Source organism: Paraburkholderia sp. (assembly GCF_035948235.1).
Lineage (GTDB): Bacteria > Pseudomonadota > Gammaproteobacteria > Burkholderiales > Burkholderiaceae > Paraburkholderia.
The window spans coordinates 1-7,145 of the sequence record NZ_DASZJJ010000349.1 but is presented as its reverse complement, the minus strand read 5'-3'; the positions used below and the strand labels follow the sequence as shown (position 1 = coordinate 7,145).

Genomic DNA, 7,145 nt, shown 5'->3' with positions numbered 1-7,145 from the left:
CGCCGGCCGAAAAGGGCGGTATTTTACCCGAAGCGCACGCCTGCGCGGACCGTTCCCGCTATAGCTGTCGCCAGAGTCTGACAGAGTGGGGCGTCGGTGACGCTAATCGGCCTTGTAGCGCGGGCGATTGACGTTGCTGGTGAAACGATCCGGTGCGCCGCTACGGATTGTCCTGGCGGCCTTGCGCCCCTATCTTGTCTTATCGCTTCAAACATCGTTACGACTTACCGGAGAACCCCATGCTTGCCATCCGACGCTCCGACGAACGCGGCCACGCCAATCACGGCTGGCTCGACTCGTATCACAGCTTCTCGTTTGCGGACTATTTCGACGAGGAACACGTCCACTACGGCGCGCTGCGCGTGCTCAACGACGACCGCATCGCCGGCGGCAAGGGCTTTGGCGCGCACGGCCACCGCGATATGGAGATCGTCACCTATGTGCTGTCCGGCGCGCTCGCGCACCGCGACAGCATGGGCAACGGCTCGACTATCCGCCCGGGCGACGTGCAGCGCATGAGCGCGGGCACGGGCGTGATGCATAGCGAATTCAACGCTTCGCCGGATGAAGAAGCCCATCTGCTGCAGATCTGGCTGCTGCCGTCCGCGCGCGGCGGGGCGCCGGGCTACGAGGAAAAGCGTTTCGACGACGCCGACAAGCGCGGCCGTCTGCGCTTGATCGCTTCGCCCGATGGCCGCGACGGCTCGGTGACGGTGCAGACCGACGCGTCGATCCACGCCGCGCTGATCGACGCCGACGAGCGCGCCGACTACCCGCTGGCGCAGGGGCGTCGCGCCTATGTGCACGTCGCACGCGGCGCGCTGGAAGTGAACGGCCAGCGCCTGAATGCCGGCGACGCGGCGATGATCGAGGCCGAGGCGGCGGTCACGCTCGCGCACGGCGATCAGGCCGAGGTGTTGCTGTTTGATGTGGCAAAAGCGGCGGCATAAGCGGTGGCCTAAGCGGTGACCTAAGCGGTAGCCTGAACGGGTGGCCTGAGCGCCGACCCAAAAAAAACGCCGCGGGATGCGAATCCCGCGGCGTTTTTGCGTCAGGCGAGCCAGCGATCCGCCGATCCGGCGCCAGATCAGCCGCTCGCCCAGACTTACTCAGGCTTACTGCGCAGCTGGGGCCGAAGCCGCGCCCTTGCCGTGCTGCTCCCAGCGCTGGCGCATCTTCTCGTGGCGCTGTTCCATCTTCGCGAAGTGTTCCTTGAGCGCCGTGCTCACGGTGGTCTTCTGCTGGTCGTTCAGGCCGTTATAGAACGCGAGCCAGGCTTGCGCGGTCTGCTCGCGCAGTTGCGCGTCCTGCTGGTCGATCTGCTGATGCGCGCTGTGCATTGCGTTCAGATCGAGGATCGGCTGGTTCTTCTGCGCGTCGAACTGCTGCTTCATCTGCTCGCGGTTCTTGTGCATGGCCTGGCCGTTCTGCTTCATGGTGTCGACGGCGGCTTGCCATTGCTTTTCCTGCGCGGCGTTCAGATTCAGCTTGTCGTGCAGCTTTTTGATGCCCATCATGAAGTCGCCATGCATGCCCGGGCCGCCGTGCGGGCCATGCATCATGCCGGGACCGCCCGGGGGCGGCGGGGGCGTCTGGGCCTGGGCGGCAGTTGCGCCGAGGGTGAGAGCGAGGGAGGCAGCGGCGATCGCGAGAAGGCGCGAAGGGGTCTTGTACATGGTGATGCTCCTGACAAATCCTTGAAGGTTTGGTCCGGTATGGCACGGCGCTTCACAAAAAGATGCGGGCGTCCGCAACCGGTGTCCCTAGCGTATAGACCGGTCGTGCCCTTCGTGTTACGGCTTGGGCTGCTGTCATTACGCGACATTACGGCGGCCTTTCGCGGTAACTTCTCGTAACCCAAAGCGGGTCCGTGTAAGCAAACGGCCTGCATGCGCGCGTTAAACTTCGTCCCATGGCTACTCAAATTCTGGTCGTCGATGACGACGTCGAACTGCGCGATCTGTTGCGCGACTATCTGGCGCGGCAAGGCATGGAAGTGTCGGTGCTGCACGACGCGGGCTCGCTCGAGCGCCGCCTCGAGCGCGAGCGCCCCGATCTGATCGTGCTCGATCTGATGATGCCGGGTGTGGACGGCCTCACCGCGCTGCGCAAGCTGCGCGCGTCGGGCGACGACATACCCGTGATCATGCTGACCGCGCGCGCGGACGACGTGGATCGCATCGTCGGTCTCGAACTCGGCGCTGACGATTACCTCGGCAAGCCCTTCAATCCGCGCGAGCTGCTGGCCCGTGTGCAGGCCGTGCTGCGCCGGCGCCGCACGGTGCCGTCGGCGGCCGCGCCCGAACAGCGCGAGCCGTTCTCGTTCGGCCGCTTCACGCTCGACTTCCAGTCGCGCACGCTGCAGCAGGAAGGCAAGCCCATCATGTTGTCGGGCAGTGAATTCGCGCTCCTGAAGATTTTCGTCAACCACCCCATGCGCACGCTCACGCGCGAGCGCCTGCTCGAACTGCTGCACGGTCCCGAATACGACGGCACCGACCGCGGCATCGACGTGCAGGTCTGGCGCCTGCGCCGCATTCTCGAATCCGATCCGTCCACGCCGCGCTTTATCCAGACCGTGCGCGGCCGCGGCTATGTGTTCGTGCCGGACGGTGAACAGGGTAGCCATGCGCCGGCCGGCTGATTCGCTTTTTGGGCGCCTGGCGCTGCTCTTTGTCGGCGTTCTGCTGTTTTCGCACGTCGCGTGGTTCGCGCTCATGCGTCTGGAGCGCGACCAGTTGCAGACGCGTTACGCCGTCGAAGAGGCCATGTTCCTCGTCGACGCCGTGCGCCAGCACGTCGAGCGCGAGCCGGACCAGCCGCTGCCTTCGCGTGTGCGCGTGATCGCGCCCGACAGTCCCGAAGTGCCCGCGCTGCGCAACGACTATCCCGAGCCGCTGCGCCGCTTTATCGACGACATGCGCGAACGCATGCCGCCGGGCACCGACGTGCGCGTGGGCCAACCCGGCCGTCCGCCCACGCTGTGGGTGAAGGGGCCGACCGATACGCAATGGATCGTCGTGCCGGGTCAGCCGCTGCACATCATGCGGCCGATGGATCGCGCGCCGTGGTTCATCATCATTTTCTCGGCGGCGCTGGTGGCCGCGCTGGTGGCCGCGTGGATGGTGCAAAAACCGCTGCGCGCGCTCGCTCACGCGGTGGCGCGCTTTGGGCGCGGCCAGCCGGTGCCGCCGCTCGACGAGCGCGGGCCGCGCGAGTTGCGCCAGCTCACGCGCGGCTTTAACCAGATGGTCAAGGAAGTCGAGCAGACCGACAAGGACCGCGCCGTGATGCTTGCGGGCGTCGCGCACGATCTCAAGACGCCGCTGGCGCGCCTGCGCCTGCGCGCCGAAATGATGGACGAGCAGAAGATGCGTGACGGCGTGGTGCGCGATGTCGATTCGATGGCGCATATCGTCGATCAATTCCTGGTGTTCGCGCACGACGGCGCGGACCGCAGCGAGCCGCTCGAAGTGGACGACCAGTGCGAGCGCATCGCGCGCAATTACCGCACGGTGGGCGGCGAGACGCTCATGATCGAGCGGCGCTTCAAGGCCGGGCCGGATTTCCGTCTGCCTGCGGCCACGCTCGATCGCGTGGTGTCGAATCTGCTCGACAACGCGCATGCTTATGGCGCGCCGCCGGTGGTGATCGAAACTTCGCGTGGTTCGGACGGCTTTACGCTGTGTGTGCGCGATCACGGCAAGGGCATCGCCGACCAGGACCTCACGCAGGCCAGCCGTCCGTTCGTGCGGCTCGATCCGGCGCGCGGCGGCAACGGCCATAGCGGCCTGGGATTGGCGATCGTGGAGCGTCTCGTGCGGCGTGCGGGTGGCGAAATCGCCATCGGCAACGGCGAAAGCGGCGGCCTCGCGGTGCGTATGACGTTTCCGTTCGAAGTGGTGGAGCGTACAGTCGCCGAAGCGGCGCAGATCTGGTGAGCGCCTCGCGGCGCTGACTGGATAGAGGGTAGGGATGGGGTTTCCGAGGGCGCGCCCGTCTCGTGCGGGCGCAAGATCAAGCCGGATTCAGGCTTGAATCAACCGGCAGTCAAACAGAAAACAGCGTGTCGAGTGCAGCGGCGGCTTCGTTGTCGACGGTGTTGTAAGTCACGCTGCCCGCCTCGAAGATGTAATGCGTCGTGTACTTGCCGAGGCGGGCAAGAATCTCTTCCTGCACCAGCTCAGGCGCGGCCTCGAGCTTCAGGTACCACGCGGTCGATGACAGGCGCGTTTGAAACGCCCCGTACTCGACCATCAACTGGTCGAACGCGAGAGCATCCTGATCGCGACAGACGATGACCAGATTTCCCTTCATGCATGCCTCCTCAATGTGCTGTGACTACGGTGCGTAAATAGCGCGCGCCGCGACTGACGCCGCGCGCGTTGTTCGCTTTTCACACACCCCGTTTAACCGATGATACCGCGTTGCAGGCCAAAGCCCCGGGCGAGCCTTGCAGTGCACCATGCGCGCGTCTTTCGGGCGGTTACCGATTTCACCTCGGATCTCACCGCAGATATCACCATGTTTCGGCGGCGGTGCGCGGCGGCACGGCGCCGTCGGCAGTCATCGCTTCGCAGCGATCGCGTCCGCCCGCCTTGGCCATGTAGAGCGCCAGATCGGCACGGCTCATCAGCCGCTCGGGCTGATCCTGGGACGGCGCGAGTTCGGTGATGCCGATGCTCACGCTCAGGCTCGCTTCGGCCGGCAGTCCCGCGCATTGGCTCGCCTTCACTTCGCGGCGCAGCCGTTCGATCACGTCGTGCCCGGTCGGCAGCGCGGTGCCCGGCAGCAGGATGCCGAATTCCTCGCCGCCCAGCCGACCGACCGCGTCGTCCGAGCGCAGCTCGGCGCGACAGGTCTCGACAAAATGCTGCAGGGCGCGGTCGCCCGCCGGGTGGCCGAAGCGGTCGTTGATCTGCTTGAAGTGATCCAGATCGGCGATGGCCATGCACAGCGGCTGGCCGCTCGCATAGGCCGCGTCGATCTCGCGGCGCAGCAGGTCGAGGAAGTAGCGCCGCGAGAGCGAGCCGGTGAGCGCATCGTGACGCGCCTCGGCGGCGAGCAGCGCGTTGGCGGCCTGCAACTGGCCGGTCAGATCGCGGCTTGCGCGATGCAGACGCCGCTCGCGCACCCAGGAAATCGAAATCACCGCCGCGAGCGCCGCCGACCCCGCGAGCGTCAGAAAAATCAGCAGCCGGTCGCGCCGATGATTGCCGAGCAGTTCGGGCCAGGCAGAAAGCGGATCGACCAGATGCGCCGACAGCCCCGAATTGAGCCCGCCGCGTTCCTCGTAGAGCGCGGGCGTATTGCGCCCGGGTAGATCGACGAGCGTTTGCGCATCGGCCTCGGGCATCCACGGCGCCTGTGAACTGGCGGCGCGCGCGGCGCTTTGCAGGGAGATCTCGCTAAAACGTTCGCGCAGATAGGTGTTCACGCGATCGACGGCGTTCATCTCTTCGACGTGCGAGCCCGGCATTGCCAGGCCTTCGAGGCTGCTGTCGTGCGCCATCACGATGACGCCGTTGCTGTCGGACACGAAGGTGCCCGGATGCGTGACCCAGTGCCGCAGCCGCGCGATGCTGACCTTGGCGACCACCGCGCCCACCAGCAGTCCATTGTCATAAGCGGGCGCTGCCACAAAAATGCCGGGTTCGCCGCTGGAGGTGCCCACGCCGTAGGTTTCGGAAAACGCGCCGAGCAAGGTATCGGTGAGGTAGGCGCGCGGGCGCATGTCCACGCCCACGTAGGAAATCTTGTCCATCGCATTGCTCGACGCGATGCAAATGCCGTTGGCGTTCACGAGCCAGATGGCATCGAGCCCGGAGAAGCCCTGGGCGTCGTGCAGGAAGCGGTTGACGCCCGTGAGCGCGGGCACATGCTGCAGTTCTTCGCGCCGCGCCAGTTCCGTCGAGGCGTGCGAGGCGGCATAATGCGCGGCCGTACTCAGCGCCTGCTGAACAATCTGGGTTTCGGCCATGGTGGCGGGAATGGCGCGCGACATCGACAGGTCGCTGGCGATGACCTCGGCCATGTTGTCGACCACCGAGCGCGTCATCTGGCGCTGCGAACCGAGCGCGGCGTCGAGTTCCTGGCGCACCATGCGGTCGGCGAGCCAGCCGGCGCCCAGCCAGCAGACGAGCGCGACCACCACGACCCCGATGGGTCCGACAGCCTGACGCAAGAGTCTCCTGTTCATCGGCCTTCTGGTTCGTGAGTGCGAGGGTGGGCGCTCGGGTAACCCGGCGTCGTGGCGCGGCATCCTGTGGGACTGTCGGCGAGCCATGCCGTGACGCGATTTTAACTCTCGAATGACAGGGGAGAAGGCGCAAAAGGTGCGCATACGTCCGTAATCCACACGCAAAACCTGCGCGAACGGTTCGCAGCCTGCCGTGCTCATGCAGTGCGCATGCCGGAGCGCTCAGAAGGGGCCGGCGGCGCAATCGCGGCGACAGGCGCTGGAAGGTCGCCGGAATGCCTCCGAAAGCGGCTCGAAAGCCCCGCCGGACGGGCCTTTGCGGCAAGTCGCGGATGTCGTGCGCACGGTTGAATGTGTCATGAATGTTGGTGTAGTGTCGTGCCGTTCCTGAGCAAGGCTGACCCGCGCCGTCTGGCGCAAATCCACGCTAATGAAATTCCGAGTCCATGCGTCTTGCCTTTCCCGATAGCCGTTTCCCGCAGCGCCTCGCGCACCGCGCCGTTCGCTGTGCTGCTTTTAGTGTTCATCTCCCGCCATGCGGGGAGGGCGCCTGAATGGACTTCAGCTTCAACCTCAATCGCACGGCCAATGTTTCGGCGTGGCGCGTGCTGCCCAATCGCTGGGACTTCGTCGCGTTCCCGCTCATCATCTGCCTGATCGCGATGGCGGCCGTCGGCTTTCACCAGACGATGGCGCCGATCGCCGTGCTCAAGACCCAGGCGATCTCGCTCGATCCCGCGAATCTGCCCGAGTACGCGCTACGTACGACGTTGCGCATGCTGGCGGCGATGATCGCCTCGCTTATTTTCACGCTGGCCTACGGCACGCTGGCAGCCAAGAGCCGCCGCGCGGGCCTCGTGCTGGTGCCGATCCTCGACATTCTTCAGTCGGTGCCGGTGCTGGGCTACATCTCGTTCACGGTCACGTTCTTCCTCGCGCTGTTCCC

6 protein-coding genes and 1 pseudogene are annotated in these 7,145 nt (G+C 65.8%); 4 read left to right on the top strand and 3 right to left on the bottom strand.

Annotated elements, in window-relative coordinates:
- Positions 1-239 precede the first annotated feature (239 nt).
- The gene (locus VG320_RS31040) at positions 240-950 is read left to right on the top strand and encodes a pirin family protein (RefSeq protein WP_327203893.1); all 711 of its coding nucleotides are present in this window, start codon (positions 240-242) and stop codon (positions 948-950) included.
- A gap of 165 nt (positions 951-1,115) precedes the next feature.
- On the opposite strand, the gene VG320_RS31035 is transcribed toward VG320_RS31040, so the two are convergent.
- Positions 1,116-1,676 carry a periplasmic heavy metal sensor gene (locus VG320_RS31035; RefSeq protein ID WP_327203892.1) on the bottom strand — a complete coding sequence of 187 codons (561 nt, stop codon included), beginning with the start codon at positions 1,674-1,676 and terminating at the stop codon, positions 1,116-1,118.
- A gap of 236 nt (positions 1,677-1,912) precedes the next feature.
- On the opposite strand from VG320_RS31035, the gene VG320_RS31030 reads away from it, so the two are divergent.
- On the top strand, positions 1,913-2,644 hold the full coding sequence (locus VG320_RS31030; RefSeq protein ID WP_027816580.1) for a response regulator: 732 nt from the start codon (positions 1,913-1,915) through the stop codon (positions 2,642-2,644).
- Positions 2,628-3,941: an ATP-binding protein gene (locus tag VG320_RS31025; protein ID WP_327203891.1), complete on the top strand. Its 1,314-nt coding sequence runs from the start codon at positions 2,628-2,630 to the stop codon at positions 3,939-3,941. Before VG320_RS31030 ends, VG320_RS31025 begins: the two co-directional genes overlap by 17 nt.
- Positions 3,942-4,050: 109 nt before the next feature.
- On the opposite strand, the gene VG320_RS31020 is transcribed toward VG320_RS31025, so the two are convergent.
- The gene (locus VG320_RS31020; RefSeq protein WP_027816578.1) at positions 4,051-4,317 is read right to left on the bottom strand and encodes a hypothetical protein; all 267 of its coding nucleotides are present in this window, start codon (positions 4,315-4,317) and stop codon (positions 4,051-4,053) included.
- Between the two features lie 202 nt (positions 4,318-4,519).
- A complete protein-coding gene (locus tag VG320_RS31015) occupies positions 4,520-6,199 on the bottom strand; it encodes a diguanylate cyclase (protein ID WP_327203890.1) in 1,680 nt (559 codons plus the stop codon).
- 554 nt (positions 6,200-6,753) lie between these two features.
- On the opposite strand from VG320_RS31015, the pseudogene VG320_RS31010 reads away from it, so the two are divergent.
- Positions 6,754-7,145, top strand: a pseudogene (locus VG320_RS31010) (sulfonate ABC transporter permease); the annotation flags it as partial.